At 68.5% G+C, this 17402-nt stretch carries 11 protein-coding genes and 2 riboswitches; of the genes, 4 read left to right on the top strand and 7 right to left on the bottom strand.

Annotated features, from left to right (window positions below; genetic code table 11):
• Positions 1-3 precede the first annotated feature (3 nt).
• From AC1HFW_RS24755 to AC1HFW_RS24740, 4 genes are all read left to right on the top strand, one after another.
• On the top strand, positions 4-1689 hold the full coding sequence (locus AC1HFW_RS24755; RefSeq protein WP_479285460.1) for an ABC transporter ATP-binding protein: 1686 nt from the start codon (positions 4-6) through the stop codon (positions 1687-1689).
• 37 nt (positions 1690-1726) lie between these two features.
• Positions 1727-3136 (top strand): amidase, encoded by a 1410-nt coding sequence (locus AC1HFW_RS24750; RefSeq protein ID WP_061073273.1) that lies wholly within the window; start codon positions 1727-1729, stop codon positions 3134-3136.
• A gap of 50 nt (positions 3137-3186) precedes the next feature.
• Entirely contained in the window at positions 3187-4662 is a 1476-nt protein-coding gene (locus AC1HFW_RS24745; RefSeq protein WP_006391418.1) for a M81 family metallopeptidase, read from the top strand.
• Between the two features lie 213 nt (positions 4663-4875).
• The gene (locus AC1HFW_RS24740; protein WP_035359556.1) at positions 4876-6846 is read left to right on the top strand and encodes a DUF945 family protein; all 1971 of its coding nucleotides are present in this window, start codon (positions 4876-4878) and stop codon (positions 6844-6846) included.
• A gap of 106 nt (positions 6847-6952) precedes the next feature.
• On the opposite strand, the gene gcvP is transcribed toward AC1HFW_RS24740, so the two are convergent.
• The 7 genes from gcvP to AC1HFW_RS24705 form a co-directional block, all read right to left on the bottom strand.
• Positions 6953-9826, bottom strand: a complete 2874-nt coding sequence (gene gcvP / locus AC1HFW_RS24735) for an aminomethyl-transferring glycine dehydrogenase (RefSeq protein ID WP_479285459.1) — start codon at positions 9824-9826, stop codon at positions 6953-6955.
• 91 nt (positions 9827-9917) lie between these two features.
• A complete protein-coding gene (gene gcvH, locus AC1HFW_RS24730; RefSeq protein WP_006385867.1) occupies positions 9918-10295 on the bottom strand; it encodes a glycine cleavage system protein GcvH in 378 nt (125 codons plus the stop codon).
• Positions 10296-10392: 97 nt separating this feature from the next.
• Positions 10393-11493, bottom strand: coding sequence for a glycine cleavage system aminomethyltransferase GcvT (gene gcvT, locus AC1HFW_RS24725; RefSeq protein ID WP_061073271.1), 1101 nt, complete (start codon positions 11491-11493; stop codon positions 10393-10395).
• 83 nt (positions 11494-11576) lie between these two features.
• Positions 11577-11699: riboswitch (glycine riboswitch) on the bottom strand.
• 33 nt (positions 11700-11732) lie between these two features.
• Positions 11733-11825, bottom strand: a riboswitch (glycine riboswitch).
• A 106-nt stretch (positions 11826-11931) separates the two neighbouring features.
• Positions 11932-12825 carry a ZIP family metal transporter gene (locus tag AC1HFW_RS24720; protein WP_479285458.1) on the bottom strand — a complete coding sequence of 298 codons (894 nt, stop codon included), beginning with the start codon at positions 12823-12825 and terminating at the stop codon, positions 11932-11934.
• A 27-nt stretch (positions 12826-12852) separates the two neighbouring features.
• A complete protein-coding gene (locus AC1HFW_RS24715; RefSeq protein ID WP_479285457.1) occupies positions 12853-13467 on the bottom strand; it encodes a superoxide dismutase in 615 nt (204 codons plus the stop codon).
• 232 nt (positions 13468-13699) lie between these two features.
• Positions 13700-14902, bottom strand: a complete 1203-nt coding sequence (locus tag AC1HFW_RS24710) for a BaiN/RdsA family NAD(P)/FAD-dependent oxidoreductase (RefSeq protein ID WP_241069239.1) — start codon at positions 14900-14902, stop codon at positions 13700-13702.
• Between the two features lie 17 nt (positions 14903-14919).
• Positions 14920-17181 (bottom strand): arginine/lysine/ornithine decarboxylase, encoded by a 2262-nt coding sequence (locus tag AC1HFW_RS24705; protein ID WP_006391425.1) that lies wholly within the window; start codon positions 17179-17181, stop codon positions 14920-14922.
• Positions 17182-17402 lie beyond the last annotated feature (221 nt).

Below are 17402 nucleotides of genomic sequence, written 5' to 3'. Positions count from 1 at the left end.
CCGATGACCTACTCTCCCACTCCCCCCGCGGGCGACACCTCGTCCGCCGTGCTGGCCATCCGCAACCTGTCGGTGGAAGTCGGCGGCGCCGGCAACCGCGTGGTGCGCAACCTGAGCCTGGACGTGCATGCCGGCGAGACCGTGTGCGTGGTCGGCGAGTCCGGCTCGGGCAAGTCGGTCACCTCGCTGGCCGTCATGGGCCTGCTGCCGCCGGGCGTGCTGCGCATCAGCGCCGGCTCGATCCGCGTCGAAGGCGAGGACGTGGCCACCGCCACGCCGCGCCGCCTGCGCGAACTGCGCGCCACCCGCATGGCGATGGTGTTCCAGGAACCCATGACCGCGCTGAATCCGGTGCACACCGTCGGCAAGCAGGTCGACGAAGTGCTGCGGCTGCATCGCCGCATGTCGGCCGCCGAACGCCGCGCCAAGGTGCTGGAGATGTTCCGCTCGGTGCACCTGCCCGACGTCGAGCGCATCTACGACGCCTATCCGCACCAGCTCTCGGGCGGCCAGCGCCAGCGCATCGTCATCGCCATGGCGCTGATCCTCGAACCCAAGCTGCTGATCGCCGACGAGCCGACCACGGCCCTGGACGTCACCACGCAGAAACAGATCCTGCTGCTCATCAAGGAACTGCAGGTCAAGCACCAGACCGCCGTGCTGTTCATCACGCACGACTTCGGCGTGGTCGCCGAGATCGCCGACCGCATCGTGGTGATGAACCGCGGCGACCTGATCGAAAGCGGCACGCGCCACGAGATCCTGGCCGAACCCAAGCAGTCGTACACGCGGCGGCTGGTGTCGTCGGTGCCGAGCCTGGTGCCCTCGCACCGCGAGGCGCCCGTCGGCCAGCCGGTGCTGCACGTCAAGGGCCTGGGCCGCACCTATGGCGGCAAGAACTCGCTGTTCTCGCGCCGCGCGCCGCAGAACGTGATCGCCGCCGCCGACGTCAACCTGACGCTGCGCAAGGGCGAGATCCTCGGCATCGTGGGCGAATCCGGGTCGGGCAAGTCGACCGTGGCGCGCTGCATCGTGCGCCTGATCGAGCCCACCGCCGGCCACATGATGATGGGCGGCGAAGACCTCAGCACGCTGTCCGGCGCGGCCCTGCGGCCGGTGCGGCGCCGCATCCAGATCGTGTTCCAGGATCCGTACCGCTCGCTCAACCCGCGCCGCACCGTGGGCGAGTCCATCATCGAGGGCCTGCTCAATTTCGGCGTGCCCCGCGACAAGGCCGAGCAGCGCGCCGGCGAGACGCTGTCGGTGGTCGGCCTGAGCCCCGACGCCATGCGGCGCTATCCCCACCAGTTCTCCGGCGGCCAGCGCCAGCGCATCTGCATCGCCCGCGCGCTGGTGATGGACCCCGAGATCCTGGTGGCCGACGAGGCCGTGTCGGCGCTGGACGTGTCGGTGCAGGCGCAGGTGCTGGAATTGCTCGAGCAGGTGCGCCAACGCACCGGCGTGGGCGTGCTGTTCATCACCCATGACCTGCGCGTGGCCGCGCAGATCTGCGACACCATCATGGTCATGCAGCGCGGCAAGGTCGTCGAGACCGGCGCCGCCCAGGCCGTGCTGACCGATCCCCGCCACGAGTACACCCGCGCCCTGATCGACGCGGCGCCCGGACGCGACTGGGACTTCCGCAACTTCCGGCCCGTGGCGGCCGGCCTTGCGTCCCCCGCCGCCTAGGAACTCCCCGGCAACCTACCGTCCATTGGAACCCGCCATGTCGCAACCGCATGAACTCTCGGCCCAGGAACTGCTGGCCGCCTATCGCAACAAGACCCTGTCGCCGGTCGAGGCGACCCGCTCGGTGCTCGATCACATCGCGCGCTGGGAACCGCACATCCACGCCACTTACGCGCTCGATCCCGACCAGGCGCTGGCCCAGGCACGCGCCTCCGAGGCACGCTGGATGAAGGGTGAACCGCAGGCCTGCGGCGGCTACTCGCTGGACGGCGTGCCCGCCACCATCAAGGAAAACATCGCCACCCGCGGCGTGCCGGTGCCGCTGGGCACGGCCGCCACCGACCTGACGCCGGCCGCGGCCGACGCGCCGCCGGCGGCGCGCATGCGCGAGGCCGGCGCCGTGGTGCTGGGCAAGACCACCATGCCCGACTACGGCATGCTGTCCTCGGGGCTGTCGAGCTTCCATGCGCTGACGCGCAACCCCTGGGACCTGGGCAAGAACCCGGGCGGCTCCAGCGCCGGCGCCGGCGCGGCGGCGGCCGCGGGCTACGGCCCGCTGCACATCGGCACCGACATCGGCGGCTCGGTGCGCCTGCCGGCGGCCTGGTGCGGCATCGCCACGCTCAAGCCCAGCCTGGGCCGCATCCCCATCGATCCGCCCTTCATGGGCCGCTGCGCCGGCCCCATGACGCGCGACATCGCCGACGCCGCGCTGATGATGGGCGTGCTGTCGCAACCCGACGCGCGCGACCACATGAGCCTGCCGTTCCAGGACTTCGACTGGCTCAACCTGGAACTGGACGTGCGCGGCCTGCGCATCGGCCTGCAGCTGGACGCCGGTTGCGGTCTGCCGCTGGATCCCGAGATCCGCGCGGCCGTCGAGGCCGCGGCCCGCCAGTTCGAAGCCGCCGGCGCCATCGTCACCCCGCTCGAGCCGTGGATGACGCCCGACATGCTGGACGGCGTCGACCGCTTCTGGCGCACCCGCTCGGCCATCGACCTGGGCGCCCTGCCCGAGGCGCGCCGCGCCAAGATCCTGCCGTTCATCCGCGCCTGGGCCGAAAGCGGCGGCGGCCAGACCGGCGAAGCCGTGTTCCGCAGCTACTACGAAACCCTCAACGTGCGCGCCAGGACGGTCGCCGCGACCGCCCCCTTCGACTACGTGCTGTCGCCGGTGGCGCCGGTGGTGGCCTACAACGCCGAGTGGGCCGCGCCCACCAACGAGGTCGCCACCACCATGCACCACATCGGCTACACGCTGCCCTACAACATGAGCGAGCAGCCGGCCGCCTCGGTCAATTGCGGCTACACCCGGGCCGGCCTGCCGATCGGCCTGCAGATCGCCGGCGCGCGCTTCGACGACCTGGGCGTGCTGCGCGTGGCCCGCGCCTGGGAGCGCATGCGCCCGGCCCAGCATCCCTGGCCGCAGCCGCCCCGCGCCGCCTGACGCCCGCCGGCGGAGCCCCCCTTTCCCTTTGGCAACCCACAGGAATTTCCATGCGTTGGCTTCTGGCAATGATCAAGCACGAGACGAACACCTTCTCGCCCGTGCCCACCCCGCTCGCGCGTTTCTTCCGCGGCAACCCTGAAATCCTGGCCGGCGAACGCGCCATCCGGGCCTACGAGAACACCGATAGCGGCCTGGGCGGCTATATCGAGGTGGCGCGCCGGGTCGGCGCCGAGATCGTGGTGCCGGTGGCGGCCGAGTCCTGGCCCAGCGGCCCGACCAGCGCCGAGACCCACGAACTGCTGTGCAAGCTGGTGCTGGACGAGGTCCGCAAGGGCGGCTACGACGCCATCCTGCTGGACCTGCACGGCGCCATGGTGGCCGAGGGCGTGGAAGACGCCGAGGGCGACCTGCTGCGGCGCCTGCGCGAGATCGATCCCAAGACGCCGGTGGCCGTGACGCTCGACATGCACGCCAACATCTACGCCGACATCGTCGACCACGCCACCGTCATCAGCGGCTTCCACACCTATCCGCACGTGGACATCCGCGAGGCCGGCGTGCGCGCCGCCAACGTCATCGTGCGCACGCTGCAGGGCGAGATCAAGCCGGTCATGACCTGGGCCAGCAAGCCCATGCTGCCGCACGTCATGTGCCAGGGCACCCACGCCGAGCCCAACAAATCGCTGCAGGAACGCTGCCGCCAGCTGGAGGCCGAAGGCGTGCTGGCGGCGTCGGTGTTCGTCGGTTTCCCGCACGCCGACATCCGCGAGGCCGGCCTGAGCGCGGTGGTCTGTACGGACGCCAACCTGGCCCAGGCGGAGCAATACCGCGACGAACTGCTGGAGCGCGCCTGGAACGACCGCGCCAAGTGGGTGTTCCATCCCGAGCCGCTGGCCCCCACCATCGCTCGCGCCAAGGCCATCGAGCAAGGCCCGGTGGTGCTGCTGGACCACTTCGACAACACCGGCTCCGGCGGCACCATGGACACCACCGCGGTGCTGGCCGAAGTGCTGCGCCAGGAACTGGACAACGTGGTGTTCTACGCCATCTGTGATCCGCAGGCGGCGCGCGAGGCCGCCACGGCCGGCGTCGGCAGCACCGTCACCCTGCCGCTGGGCGGCAAGGTCGCCATGCCCGCCATCAAGCAGGCCAGCGAGCCGCTGACCGTGACCGGGCGGGTCAAGCTGGTGTTCGACGGCGTCTACCTGAACCGCGGGCCCATGTACCGCGGCGTGCGCAACGACACCGGCCTGACCGTGGTGATCGACACCGGACGGGTCGAGATCGTGGTGGTGTCGCGCCACCAGGAGCCGTTCGACATCAACTGCCTGCTGTCGGCCGGGATCGACCCGCTGCAGAAGCGCTACGTGGTGCTCAAGAGCCGCGTCCACTGGCGCGCGGGCTTCTCGGCCATGGCCACCGAGATCATCGAGTGCACTGGCGTGGGCGTCACCACCTCCGACTACGCCCAGCTCGACTTCCAGCACGTGCGGCGGCCGATCTACCCGCTCGACCCGCTGTAAAACCGGTTTTGTCGACAATATGGCCGGCGCCCGAGGGCGCCGGCTTTCATTTTGAAATCTTCGGTAACCGCGCGCACGGCAACGTGCCGTTGCGCCTCGGTATACTCGCCGCGGGTCCTGACAGGCCGATGAACATGTCCGTGCCCCCCGACGCGCCGTCACCGGCGCCGCGCCGCAGGGACAAGACTCGACAATCAACGACAAAGCAAAACGATGAAAAAGAGCGTAGCGATCACCCTAGCCGTGGTCATAGTGGGAGCGGGAAGCTGGGTAGGTGCCACGTGGTACACCGGCAAGCGCATCGAGGAAAGCACCCAGCAGCGCCTGGCCGAGGCCAATGAGAAGCTGGCCAAGCTCACGCCCCTGTTCGGCCTGCGCATCGACCAGATCAAATACGAGCGCGGCCTGTTCTCGACCCAGGCGCGTTACGGCCTGTCGTTCGTCAAGAACGACAAGACCCCGGACGACATGCCCGCCGGCATGATCGAATTCGACACGCGTATCGAGCACGGCCCGTTCCCCAAGAGCGCGCTGGCGCGCGGCGCCATCGCCCCCAAGCTGGCCTTCGTGCACGCCGAGCTGGCCAAGACCGACAACGTCAAGCCCGTGTTCGAGCTGACCAAGGACGTCTCGCCGCTGGTGTCCGACGCCGTGGTCAGCTTCGGCGGCCACACCGCCTCGACCGCCCGCATCGCGCCGGTGAAGGTCGTCCATGACGGCAACTCGGTCGATTTCAGCGGCATGGAAATCACCGGCACCTTCGACCGCGGCCTGCAGGCGATCACCGCCACCGCCAAGACCGACACGCTGGCCGTGGACGGCAGCAAGAGCAGCGACCCGATCAAGATGCTGATGACGGGCCTGACGATGGACGTCGACAGCCGCATGGGCAAGTTCGGCCTGTCGGTCGGCGATTCGGCCATCAAGATCAAGCGCATCGATGTCACCAAGCCTGACGTCGACGTCAAGGTCGCGCTCGACAACTTCGGCTACACCGTCAAGCTGTCCGAAGACGACAAGAACATCAACATCCAGGCCGCCTACCAGACCGGCGAACTGAACGTGAACGACGTGGCGCTGGGCAACGGCCAGGCCGTGATCAAGCTGGCCAAGCTGGACGGCGCCGCGGTCAAGCAGCTGTCGGACACCTACAACCAGCTGATCCGCCAGTACATGGCCGGCACCCGCGACGAAGGCCTGAACGACGAACAGTTCCAGGTGCTGCTGGACAACGCCGGCAAGCTGCTCGCGGGCAACCCGTCGTTCAGCATCGACCCGATCAGCTGGAAGACCGGCAAGGGCGAAAGCAAGCTGACCGTCCAGCTGGACCTGGCCAACCCGCCCGACGTCAAGAACCTGACGCCGCAGGAAATCGTGGTCAAGGCCATCAAGCAGATCGACGCCACCCTGATCATCTCCAAGCCGATGGTGCAGGACCTGATGGTGCAGTACGCCATCAAGAAGGACGGCATGGCCGCCGACAAGGCCGCCGCCGAAGCCGCCGACAACGTGCGCAGCATGTCGGGCATGGCCGAGATGTTCAACGTCGGCAAGAACGACGGCGACAACATCGTCGGCAAGTTCCACTTCGCCGACGGCATGGGCGACCTGAACGGCAAGAAGATCCCGGCCGACGAACTGTTCTCGGGCCTGCTCGGCGCGACCGGCATGAACAGCGCGATGGACGACGATGAGGACGAAGCGGAGCCGGCCGCCGGCGCCACCGCCATGGACGACGACATGGCCGCCACCAGCAACGCCGACGTGGTCAATGAATTCGACGTCGACGCGGTCGCCCACATGCTCGAAGACATGGGCTACAACACGCGCAAGACCGACGGCGACGAAGGGCCGGTCCTGATCCTGGACGCCAGCAGTACCGGCGCCACCGACCTGCGCCTGGAATTCCTGTGCAACGACTTCTCCGAGAAGTGCTACGACCTGGTGGCCACCGCGACCTACGCCAGCAAGAAGCCGGCCACGCTCAAGGCCATCAACGCCTGGAACCAGGAATACCGCTGGACCCGCGCCTACCTGGACGACAAGAACCAGGCCGTGCTGCAGATGGACATGAACGCCGAAGGCGGCATCGGCAAGAAGAACCTCCAGATCCTGCTGAACACCTACTTCAGCATCACCGAGGACTTCGCCAACACCATCACGGCGGCGCCGGCCAAGAAGTAAGGCTGCCGCGCAAAAACAAAACCCCCATCTTGCGATGGGGGTTTTTTTTGCCTGTCGCCAGGCGGGCCTCGAGGGTGCGCCCCGTGGGGCGAACCCTCATGCGGCATCAGGCGTAGGCTTCGATCGGCAGGCAGGCGCACACCAGGTTGCGGTCGCCATAGGCGTTATCCACGCGCGCCACCGGCGGCCAGTACTTGGCATCGCGCAGCGACGCCACCGGGTAGGCGGCCTGCTGGCGCGGGTAGTCGTGCAGCCATTCCTCGGCCAGCAGCATCTGCGCGGTGTGCGGCGCGTTCTTCAGGACGTTGTCCTCGCGATCGCGTTCGCCGCGCTCGACCTGGGCGATTTCCTCGCGGATCGAGATCATCGCCTCGATGAAGCGGTCCAGCTCGGCCACGCCTTCGGATTCGGTCGGTTCGACCATCAGCGTGCCGGCCACCGGGAAGCTCATGGTGGGGGCATGGAAACCGTAGTCCATCAGGCGCTTGGCGATGTCCTCGGCGCTGATGCCGCTGGTGTCCTTGAGCGGACGCACGTCCAGGATGCACTCGTGCGCCACGCGGCCGTTACGGCCCGCGTACAGCACCGGGTAGTGGTCGCGCAGGCGGGTGGCGATGTAGTTGGCGTTCAGGATCGCGACTTCGGTGGCGCGGCGCAGGCCGTCGGCGCCCATCAGCGCGATGTACACGAACGGGATCGGCAGGATGCCGGCCGAGCCGAACGGCGCGGCCGAGACCGGGCCCACCTTGGCTTCGCCGGGCAGCTTGCCCTGTTCGTTGACCACGCCCGGCAGGTACGGCGCCAGATGCGCGCGCACCGCGACCGGACCGACGCCCGGGCCGCCGCCGCCGTGCGGGATGCAGAAGGTCTTGTGCAGGTTCAGGTGCGACACGTCCGAGCCGAACTTGCCCGGCTTGGCCACGCCAACCATGGCGTTCATGTTGGCGCCGTCCAGGTACACCTGGCCGCCGGCCTGGTGCACCAGGTCGCAGATCTCGGTCACGGCTTCCTCGAACACGCCGTGCGTGGACGGGTAGGTGATCATCAGCGCGGCCAGCTTGTCGCCGACCTGTTCGATCTTGGCGCGCAGGTCGACCAGGTCGACGTTGCCGTTGGCGTCGGACGCCACCACCACCACTTCCATGCCGGCCAGCTGCGCCGACGCGGGGTTGGTGCCGTGGGCCGACGACGGGATCAGGCAGACGTTGCGCTGGTGCTGGCCGTTGGCCTGGTGGTAGCCGCGGATCGCCAGCAGGCCGGCGTACTCGCCCTGCGCGCCCGAGTTGGGCTGCAGGCTGATGTTGTCGTAGCCGGTGATTTCGCACAGCGCGGCCGACAGGCGCGTGATCAGCTCATCGTAGCCCTTGCTCTGCGCGGCGGGCGCGAACGGGTGCACCAGCGCGAACTCGGGCCAGGTGATGGGGATCATCTCGGCCGTGGCGTTCAGCTTCATGGTGCACGAACCCAGCGGGATCATGGTGCGGTCCAGCGCCAGGTCCTTGTCGGCCAGCTTGCGCAGGTAGCGCAGCATGTCGGTTTCCGACTGCACGCTGGAGAACACCGGGTGCTTGAGGATGGCGCTTTCGCGCGCCACGGCGGCGGGAATGCCGCCGGCGGCGGCGGCGTCCAGCGCGTCGATGTCCAGTTCGACGTCATCGTGCTCCAGGCCGGCGGCGAACACGTTCACCAGGGCCTGCAGGTCGGCGGCGGTGACGGTCTCGTCCAGCGACACGGCCAGGCGGGCGCCGTCGACGCGGCGCAGGTTGACGTGCTCGCACTCGGCGGCCGTGATGATGGCCGGGGTGGCGGGGCCGGTTTCCAGCAGCAGCGTGTCGAAGAAGGTGTCGTTGGCGACCTTGAGGCCCAGCTTGCCGAGTTCGGCGCGCAGGATGGCGGTGTAGCGCTGCACGCGCTCGGCGATGCGGCGGATGCCGGCCGGGCCGTGCCAGACGGCGTACATGCCGGCCATCACGGCAAGCAGCACCTGCGCGGTGCAGATGTTCGAGGTGGCCTTCTCGCGGCGGATGTGCTGTTCGCGCGTCTGCAGGGCCAGGCGCATCGCCGGGTTGCCCTGGGCGTCCTTGGACACGCCGACCAGGCGGCCGGCCATGTTGCGCTTGAAAGCGTCCTTGCAGGCCATGAAGCCCGCGTGCGGGCCGCCGAAACCGAACGGCACGCCGAAGCGCTGGGCCGAACCGATGGCGATGTCCGCGCCCCACTCGCCCGGCGCGGCCAGCAGCGCCAGCGCCAGCAGGTCGGTGGCGACGGCCACCACCGCGCCTTGCGCGTGGGCGGCCTCGGCCAGCTTGCGGTAGTCGGCCACCGAGCCGGTGCTGTGCGGGTACTGCAGCAGCACGCCGAAGCACTCCGGCAGGCCTTCGGCCTCGTCGCCGATGGCGATCTCGATGTCCAGGCCCTCGGCGCGCGTGCGCACGACTTCGATGGTCTGCGGATGCACGTGGCGCGAGATGAAGAACACCGGGCTCTGCGACTTGGCGCCACGGCGCGCCAGCGTCATGGCTTCGGCGGCGGCGGTGCTTTCATCGAGCAGCGAGGCGTTGGAGATGTCCAGCCCGGTCAGGTCGGCGACCATGGTCTGGTAGTTCAGCAGGGCCTCCAGGCGGCCCTGCGAGATCTCGGGCTGGTACGGCGTGTAGGCCGTGTACCAGGCGGGATTCTCGAGAATGTTGCGCAACACCACGTTGGGCGTCTGCGTGCCGTAGTACCCCTGGCCGATGTAGTTGCGGAAGACCTTGTTGCGGCCGGCGATCTGCTTCAGTTCGGCCAGCACGTCGGCTTCGCTGCGCGACGGCGGCAGCGCCAGCGGCGCCTGGCTGCGGATCTTGGGCGGCACGACTTCTTCGATCAGGGCGTCCAGGCTGGGGCTGCCGATCGCGGCGAGCATGGCGGCCTGGTCGGCGTCGGAGGGGCCGATGTGGCGGGGAATGAAGTCGGTGTGGGTGTCTAGGGCGCGCGACATGGGGGGATCTCGAGATGGCGGTGTCGTCGGAGGGACGGACGGTGATGCATGGACGGGCGGCGGCGCCAGCGCCGCGCCCGCCCTGACGGGCTTAGCCGTTGGCGACGGCTTCGTAGCCGGCCGCGTCCAGCAGCTTGTCGGCATCGGCGGCGTTGACCGGCTTGATCTTGAAGATCCAGGCGGTGAAGGCCGATTCGTTGATCAGGTTGGGGTTGCTTTCCAGCTCGTCGTTGAAGGCAACGATCTCGCCGGCCACGGGCGCGTAGATGTCGGAGGCGGCCTTGACCGACTCGACCACGCCGGCGGTCTCGCCCGCGTTCAGCTTGGCGCCGACCTTGACGTCGCCGACGAAGACCAGGTCACCCAGCTGGTCCTGGGCGGTATCGGTGATGCCGACGACGAACACGTCGCCTTCGGCTTTGACCCATTCATGGGACTCGGTGTACTTGCGATCGGTGGGCAGACTCATGGGAACTCCTGGGGGATTCGGATAAGGAAATGGTGTTGCGCGCCTCGCGCCGACGGCCCTGCCCCGAGGGGCCGGCCAGCGGCGCGAAGCTTCGAGTTTACGAGTGTTCGACGGCTTTGCCGTTACGGACAAACGGCAGTTTGCAGACCAGGGCGGGCACCCACTTGCCGCGGATGTCGACCTCGACCGTGTCGCCCGCGGCCACGCCTTGCGGCAGGCGCGCGAAACCGATCGAGACGCCCAGCGTCGGCGACATGGTGCCGCTGGTCAGCTCGCCCACGCCGTGCGGGGTGCGCACCGCCATGTGGGCGCGCATCACGCCGCGCTCCTGCAGTTTCAGGCCGATGAAGGTGGCGGGCGTGGCGAACTGCTCCAGCGCGTCGCGGCCGATGAAGCGGCGCTCGGGGTTTTTCAGGGACACCGTCCAGGTCAGCGCGGCTTCGCCGGGCTGGGTCAGTTCGTCCATGTCCTGGCCGTACAGGTTCATGCCGGCTTCCAGGCGCAGCGTGTCGCGCGCGCCCAGGCCCGCCGGGCGCACGCCCTGGGCCGCCAGGTCGCGCCACAGTTGCACCGCCTCGGTGGCAGGCAGCACGATCTCGAAACCGTCTTCGCCGGTGTAGCCGGTGCGCGCCACCAGGGTGTCGTCGCCGACGCGGGCGGCCACGAACGGGGTCAGCGGCTCGCTGGCGGCCTGCCAGGCCGGACGCGCGGCCCAGACCTTGGCGCGGGCATTGGGGCCCTGCACGGCGATCATGGCCAGGTCACGGCGCGGCGTGATGGCGACGTCGAACTTGCCGGCCTGCTTGACGCGCTGCATCCAGGCCATGTCCTTGTCGGCCGTGCCGGCATTGACCACCACGCGCCATTCATCGGCGGCGAAGAAGTAGACGATCAGGTCGTCGATGACGCCGCCCTGCGGGTTCAGCATGCAGGTGTAGAGCGCCTTGCCGGGCACGGTCAGCTTGGCCACGTCATTGGCCACCAGGCGCTGCAGGAAGGCAAAGGCATCGGGGCCGGTGACGTCGGCGTTGAGCATGTGCGAAACGTCGAACATGCCGGCGTCCTGGCGCACCGCGTGGTGTTCTTCCAGTTGCGAGCCGTAGGCCAGGGGCATGTCCCAGCCGCCGAAATCGACCATGCGGGCGCCGGAGGCGATGTGTTCGTCGGCCAGCGGGGTGCGTTTGAGGGTTGCGGACATGCGCGGGTACTCCGGAGCGGCAGCGGTGCCAGGGTTACGGAATGCCGCCGGCGGACAGGAAACGCCCGCGCAACGGCTGAATTTTCCGCCCCTCTGTCCTTTTGCCTGAGAGTTGCCCCGCGTGGCGGGTTTGCACCTTCGGCGCCTGGGCTGCGCGCTATGTCCCTGTTTGGGCAGCGGCGCCAGGTCTCTCCAGAGTGCTGCTTTGCCGCGTCCGCGCGGTAAAAACCGGGACAGGGCAAACATGCGCGGTATGGGATACCTGAGCGATTCTGGGCGAATTGCGCCTTCGGCGGCGGCCGCGGACGGCCGCTCTCTCCCGCAACATGCGTGACAGCGCCGAAAGCATACCGCGAAACGCCGTTCCGTTGTTGATCCACGGCCTTGATACGCGGCCTCGATCCGAGGCCGCGGGCCCGCCCCCCGCGCGACGGCCGCTCAGCCCAGCGCGGTGTCCAGCAGCATCATCAGCACGAAGCCCAGCATCAGCCCGCAGGTGGCGTAGACCTCGTGCCCCTTGCGGTGCGATTCCGGGATGATCTCGTGGCTGATCACGAACAGCATCGCCCCGGCGGCGAAACCCAGCCCCCACGGCAGCAGCGCCGCCGACCAGCCCACCACCGCCGCGCCCAGCACCGCGCCGACCGGCTCGACCAGGCCCGACAGCATGCCCAGCGCCACCGCGAACGCGCGCTTGTAGCCGGCGGCGATCAAGGCCACGGCCACCACCAGCCCCTCGGGAATGTCCTGGATGGCGATGCCGGTGGCCAACGCCGTGCCGCGCACCGGATCGTTGCCGGCGTAGCCCACGCCGATGGCCAGGCCCTCGGGCAGGTTGTGCAGCGTGATCGCGAAGACGAACAGCCAGGTGCGGCGCAGGCGGTGCGCCTCGATGCCCTCGCGGCCCTTGATGAAGTGCTCGTGCGGCAGCAGCCGGTCCATCAGCAGCAGTACCGCCGCGCCCAGCAGGATGGCGGCGCCCACCGTCAGGCCCGCGCCCCACGGGCCGGCGCCCTGGGCCTCGGCCGCCGCGATGCCCGGCGCCACCAGCGAAAAGGCGCTGGCCGCCAGCATCACGCCGGCGCCGAAGCCGAACATGCTGTCCTGCATCTTCTGCGGGATGGTGCGCGCGAACAGCACCGGCAGCGTGCCGGCGGCGGTGGCGCCGGCCGCCACCATGCCGCCCAGCAGCGCGTCGGCCACGTGCGGCGCGTGCTCGTTGAAATAGACCCACATCTGGTGCAGGCCCAGGCAGGCGACCAGCACCGCCAGCGTCCAGACACTGACGCTGATGGCCGCGGGCCGGATGCGATGACGGCTGAAAGTGTTCATGGACCGCTGCCCCCGCGCAATGCCGGCTCAGCCCACGGCGGCGGCGTAGCGGCGCGCCACCTCGGGCCAATCGATCACATTGTAGAAGGCGCCGATGTATTCCGGCCGGCGGTTCTGGTACTTCAGATAGTAGGCGTGCTCCCACACGTCCAGCCCCAGGATCGGCGTGTTGCCCTGCATCAGCGGGCTGTCTTGGTTGGCGCTGCTTTCCACCAGCAGCTTGCCGGCCGGCGTGACGCTGAGCCAGGCCCAGCCGCTGCCGAAGCGCGTCAGCGCCGCCTTGGTGAAGGCTTCGCGGAAGGCCGCGTGGCCGCCCAGTTCGGCGTCGATGGCGCGGGCCAGGGCGCCGTCGGGCTCGCCGCCGCCCTGCGGCGACATCACCGACCAGAACAGGCTGTGGTTGGCGTGGCCGCCGCCGTTGTTGCGCACCGCGCCGCGGATGGCCTCGGGCAGTTGGTCGATGCGCGCCACCAGGGCGTCGACCGGCTCGTCGGTGGCGATGCCGGCGCCGTCCAGCGCGGCGTTCAGGTTGTTGACGTAGGTCTGGTGGTGCTTGCTGTGGTGGATCTCCATCGTCAGGGCGTCGATGTTCGGCTCGAGCGCGTCGTAGGCGTAAGGCAGGGGCGGCAAGGTGTAGGCCAAGGCGGTCTCCGTCGGGCGACGCTGCCGGTGATGACAAGCGTCTGATTTTTAGAAATACAAATGATAGGTATTTTTATTTGATATCACAACGATAACGTTGCAATGCCTGTCATGCAGCCAGGCTATGAGCCGCGCAGGCCCTTGGCGGGCAGCACGAAGCGTGCCCGCGCCGATGGGCGGGAAACGCGTGGGACGAAGCGGGCGGCGCGCCCGGAGAATGCGGCTGGAGCGCCTAGAGCGCGTTGCCGCAGGCGACGCCCGAGGCCCAGGCCCACTGGAAGTTGTAGCCGCCGAGCCAGCCGGTGACGTCCACGGCCTCGCCGATGAAGTACAGGCCGGGGGTGGTCTTGGCCTGCATCGACTTCTGGTCCAGGCCGCGGGTGTCGACGCCGCCGCGCATGACCTCGGCCTTCTTGTAGCCGGCGGTGCCGCTGGGCACCAGCGTCCACTGGTGGATGTCCTGCGCCAGGGCGCGCAGGGTCTTGTCGGGCGCGTCGGCCAGGCGCAGCGCCGCCAGGCCCGGCTTGCCGCCCTGCTCCGCCAGCTGCAGCCAGCGGTCGGCCAGGCGCTTGGGCCACAGGCCGGCCAGCACCGTGTGCAATTGCTGCCGGTTGCCGGACTTGGCGGCCAGCAGTTCGGCGGCCAGGTCGCGCCCCGGCGCCAGGTCGATGACGATCGGCTCGCCCGGTTTCCAGAAGCTGGAGATCTGCAGGATGGCCGGGCCCGACAGGCCGCGATGGGTGAACAGCAGGTCCTCGAGGAACTCGCCGCGCGCCTTGCCCTGCCCCGTGGCCAGGTTGACCTCCAGCGCCACGCCGGACAGTTCCGACAACGGCTGCCAGTGCGCGGCGTCGAAGGTCAGCGGCACCAGCGCCGGCCGCGGCTCGACCACCTTCAGGCCAAACTGGCGCGCCAGCTTCAGGCCGAAGTCGGTCGCGCCCAGCTGCGGGATCGCCATGCCGCCCGTGGCCACCACCAGCTTGGCCGCGCGGATCGCGCCCTGGCTGGTGCGCAGCTCGAAGCCGGCCTCGCCATGGGCTACCTCGGCCACCTGGCAGCCCATGCGCCATTGCACCCCGCCGGCGTCGCATTCGGCGCGCAGCATCTCGATGATGGATTCGCTGGAATCGTCGCAGAACAGCTGGCCGCGGTGCTTCTCGTGCCAGGCGATGCGGTGGCGCTTGAGCAGCGCCAGGAAGTCCTGCGGCGTGTAGCCCGCCAACGCCGACCGGCAGAAATGCGGATTGTCGGACAGGAAGTTGGCGGGACCGGCGCCGAGGTTGGTGAAGTTGCAGCGGCCGCCGCCCGAGATGCGGATCTTCTCGGCCAGCCGCTCGGCGTGATCGACCAGCACCACGCGCAGGCCGCGCTGGCCGGCGACCGCGGCACACATCATGCCAGCGGCGCCGGCGCCGAGAACGGCGACATCGAACATCAAGACTCCGGACCCGATCAGTCTTCGATCAGGCAGTCAACGTAGTAACGCTTCTCGCCGTCCGGACCCACTTCGTCGGCCAGGCCGTGGATGTAGGTCTCGAAGCCCGGGAAGCGCTCGTTGAACTCACGCGCGAACTGCAGGTACTGGACGATGGTGCGGTTGAAGCGCTCGCCCGGGATCAGCAGCGGGATGCCCGGAGGGTACGGCGTCAGCAGCACGCCGGTGACGCGGCCTTCCAGCTGGTCGATGTCGACACGCTCGACCTCGCGGTGCGCCATGCGGGCGAAGGCGTCGGACGGCTTGAGCGCCGGCACCATGTCGCTCAGGTACATCTCGGTGGTCAGGCGGGCCACGTCGCGCTCGCGGTAGGCCTCGTGGATCTGCTGGCACAGGTCGCGCAGGCCCATGCGCTCGTAGCGGCGATGGCCACGGCAGAAGTCCGGCAGGATGCGCCACAGCGGCTGGTTGCGGTCGTAGTCGTCCTTGAACTGCTGCAGCGCGGTCAGCAGCGTGTTCCAGCGGCCCTTGGTGATGCCGATGGTGAACAGGATGAAGAACGAATACAGGCCGGTCTTCTCGACCACCACGCCGTGCTCGGTCAGGTACTTGGAGACCAGCGCGGCGGGGATGCCGGTTTCGCCGAAGCTGCCCGACATGTCCAGCCCCGGCGTGATGACCGTGGCCTTGATCGGGTCCAGCATGTTGAAGCCTTCGGCCAGGTCGCCGAAGCCGTGCCAGTGCTCGTTGGACTCCAGGACCCATTCATCGCGGTTGCCGATGCCTTCGGACACCAGGCGGTTCGGGCCCCAGACCTTGAACCACCAGTCGTTCTTGCCGAACTCGGACTCCACCTTGCGCATGGCGCGGCGGAAGTCCATGGCTTCGCGGATGCTTTCCTCGACCAGCGCGGTGCCGCCCGGGGGCTCCATCATGGCCGCGGCCACGTCGCACGACGCGATGATCGCGTACTGCGGCGAGGTCGACGTGTGCATCAGGTAGGCTTCGTTGAAGACGTTGCGGTCGAGCTTGCGGGTCTCGGACTCCTGCACGATGATCTGCGAGGCCTGCGAGATGCCGGCCAGCAGCTTGTGCGTGGAGTGGGTGGCGAACACCATCGCGTCCTTGCTGCGCGGACGGTCCTGGCCGATGGCGTGCATGTCCTGGTAGAACTCGTGGAACGAGGCGTGCGGCAGCCAGGCTTCATCGAAGTGCAGCGTGTCGACATAGCTGCCCAGCTGCTCCTTGATCATCTCGACGTTGTAGATCACGCCGTCGTAGGTGCTCTGCGTCAGCGTCAGGATGCGCGGGTTCTTGTTCACCGCTTCGCGCGCGAACGGGTTGGCCTCGATCTTCTTGCGGATGTTGTCCGGGTGGAACTCTTCCAGCGGGATCGGGCCGATGATGCCCAGGTGGTTGCGCGTCGGGCGCAGGAACACCGGGATCGCGCCCGTCATGGTGATGGCGTGCAGGATCGACTTGTGGCAGTTGCGGTCCACCACCACGACGTCGCCGGCGGCGACGTTGGCGTGCCACACCACCTTGTTCGAGGTCGAGGTGCCGTTGGTCACGAAATAGCAGTGGTCGGCGTGGAAGATGCGCGCCGCGTTCAGTTCCGATTCGGCCACGGGGCCGGTGTGGTCCAGCAGCTGGCCCAGTTCGTCGACGGCGTTGCAGACGTCGGCGCGCAGCATGTTCTCGCCGAAGAACTGGTGGAACATCTGGCCCACCGGGCTCTTCAGGAACGCCACCCCGCCCGAGTGGCCGGGGCAGTGCCAGGAATAGGAGCCGTCCTGCGCGTACTTGACCAGCTCGCGGAAGAACGGCGGCGGCAGGCTGTCGACGTAGCTGCGGGCTTCGCGGATGATGTGGCGCGCCACGAATTCGGGGGTGTCCTCGAACATGTGGATGAAGCCGTGCAGTTCGCGCAGGATGTCGTTCGGAATGTGTTCCGAGGTGCGCGTCTCGCCATACAGGTAGATGGGAATGTCGGCGTTGCGAAAGCGCAGTTCGCCGATGAAGGTGCGCAGGTTCTTGATCGCGCTGGCCACGTCCTCGGGCGAATCCACGTCGAACTCTTCATCGTCGATCGACAGGATGAAGGCGCTGGCACGGCTCTGCTGCTGGGCGAACGAACTCAGGTCGCCGTAACTGGTCACCCCGATCACCTCGACGCCCTCGGCCTCGATCGCCGAAGACAAAGCACGGATACCCAGACCGGACGCGTTCTCGGAACGGTAGTCCTCGTCGATGATGAAGATGGGGAAGCGGAATTTCATGCAGGCGCTCCTGGGGGCAAGGCGAATCGGACCGTGTTGGCGGACGCGAGTGTACTTCTAGTGAAAAACCGTCTGATGACAGGCGGGCGCGAGGTCCCCGCCGGCGGCGGGAATGGCCGAATTGTAGGGCCGTTTTTCTCCAGACCCTATGGTTTTCCCGAAGACCGTTGCAACGAGTCCGCGAGCGGCGCCCGCGGGGCGGCCGGCAGGACGCCGGCCAG

It is taken from the genome of Achromobacter sp. ISS7 (assembly GCF_056523125.1).
Note: the sequence above shows the minus strand (reverse complement) of the source record. Positions and strands in the feature narration are given on the sequence as shown.